General features: G+C 40.9%; 2 protein-coding genes. One reads left to right on the forward strand and one right to left on the reverse strand.

The features are described from left to right. The coding region (locus AB4496_RS20235) for a DEAD/DEAH box helicase (RefSeq protein ID WP_372131757.1) at nt 1–899 on the forward strand (899 nt) is incomplete at its 5' end. A 76-nt stretch (nt 900–975) separates the two neighbouring features. On the opposite strand, the gene AB4496_RS20240 is transcribed toward AB4496_RS20235, so the two are convergent. Next, on the reverse strand, nt 976–2,316 hold a 1,341-nt coding region (locus AB4496_RS20240), incomplete at its 5' end, for an EAL domain-containing protein (protein ID WP_372131759.1).

The raw sequence follows: 2,316 nt of genomic DNA on the forward strand, positions 1-2,316 counted from the left end.
GCGACACACCGACACTCGAACGTGACCAAATCATCAGTGATTTCAAGGAACGTAAAATCAAATTCTTGGTTAACGTGTCGGTATTAACCACTGGTTTTGATGCGCCCCATGTGGATTTAATCGCGATTTTGCGCCCAACAGAATCTATTAGCTTGTACCAACAAATCGTTGGCCGTGGCTTACGCCTATCTCCGGGTAAAAAAGAGTGTTTAGTGCTCGACTATGCGGGCAACAGTTACGACCTTTACCAACCAGAGGTCGGAGACCCAAAGCCTGACTCAGATAGTGAAATCATCACTATTCCCTGCCCTGCTTGCGGCTTCAATAATAACTTCTGGGGCAAGCTAGACAGCAACGGCTTCTTACTCGAACACTTTGGCCGTAAATGCCAAGGCTACTTTACCGATGAAGACACGGGCGAACGCGAGCACTGTAACTATCGTTTTCGTGCTAAGTATTGTGGTGAATGCGGCGCTGACAACGACATTGCCGCGCGCATTTGTCATGAGTGTGATGCCACCTTGGTCGACCCAGATAAAAAGCTTAAGGAAGCGTTAAACCTCAAAGATGCGTTGGTGTTTGAGTGTTTAGAAATGGACCTTAACGTTCTCAAGGACGAAAAAGGCAAGTCGCAGCTTAAGGTCACTTACCGTGGAGAAAACCAAGCACAAGTGCATGAGTTTTGGTCATTAACCACCAAGAAACAGAAACAGAACTTTAAGGATCAGTTTGTTCGCCCTCACCTTGCAGACAGACACAGACCGTTTGAGGAAGCTTCACCGACGAAGGTGGTCGCTCACCAACATCGATTCCGCCCACCTCAATTCGTCATTGCACGTAAAGTCGGGCGCTTTTGGAAAATGAGAGACAAAATATTCGAAGATGAACTCAAGCAATAGACTCTCAATAATCAACAGAATTAATAAAAGGAGTATCGATACTCCTTTTATTCACATTCTAATGACCACACATGAGTTAACTTGTTAAACCACAAATTAGATTGCGCTCAGCTTTTTCTGATTCCCGCGCCTCTTTAGCCATATTATCAAAAATCTCAATGGCTAAAGTTGGCTTATGAATATAAAAGCCTTGAATGAAGTCAATGCCTAACGCTTCTAACATTCTTAATTCTTCAATTGTTTCAACACGTTCCGCAACCACTTTAGTTTGGCTCATTTCTGCCAACTCAACTAATGAGTGCACCATTTTTTTCTTAAAATCAGAACCGTTAATATTTTCAACGAGCGAACCATCAAGCTTGATCGTATCAAAACAACCTTCAGATAAAATTGAATACGATGAATAACCTGAACCAAAATCATCTAAGGCAACTATGATCTGGTGGTGTTGTAGTCGTTCTACTATTTTTCGAAACTTCTCATCTGCACGATAAAAAACAAGCTCAGTCACTTCAACACATAAACGGGAACGGATATAAGGGGGTAGATGACATAAACGATCGATAACACTCATATCGAAAATGGTTTTAACTGAGAAATTTAATGACAATTGAATAGTTGAATAGTGCTCAAGTAAGCCAATTGCGTAAGTAAGCATACGAGAATCGAGCTCCTTCTCAAGCCCATGAGAGGCTACAACATCGAGCAATTCACCAGCAGAAACGATTTTTTCACGTCCCTCTTCGTCCTCCATTTTTAAACGACACAGTAGCTCATAGCTCGAAGCAACACCCTTTAAAGAATGAATTTTTTGAGCAAAGCAAAGCAACCTATCCGAGTTAAGTAATTCAACTGCTTCTACTCTAAGGTTCGGTAAGCTATAGAGCATGACCCCGTCTTGTTGCTGCCAATCTTGGTAAGGTTCATTGTTGGACTTTGCTTTACGGCAACAGTATTCAGCTTTGTAAATACAATCTTCGACAGATTCATTAGGACCACTTCGATAACGGCCAAAACTAAAGCTTAGAGCGTTTTCTGTTTCTTGGGTGAGGTTCTGTTCCAACAAATATTCAAGTAACTCCTTGGAAACCGACGTTTGGCAAATTAATACAAATTCATCGCCACCGACTCTATACGCCTTCCCTATGCCTTGTGCGGCTATTTTTTTGAAGCGCATAGCTAAATTTATTATCATTCGATCACCTACATGGTGACCTTGACTATCATTGAGAAACTTCAACTGATTTGCATCAATGTAATAATAACAACGAGAACACTCAATGACCTTTTTATATTCTATAGATTTTCGATTATACAATCCTGTCATGAAATCTTTATCAGAATTAGACAACAATTTCTTATAATCGCCCAAATTAATAACTCTTAATTCCCCAAGATCATAAACACACGCTAATAC

Source organism: Vibrio sp. 10N.222.46.A1, from assembly GCF_041473595.1.
In the GTDB taxonomy this organism is placed as follows: Bacteria; Pseudomonadota; Gammaproteobacteria; order Enterobacterales; family Vibrionaceae; genus Vibrio; species Vibrio tasmaniensis_A.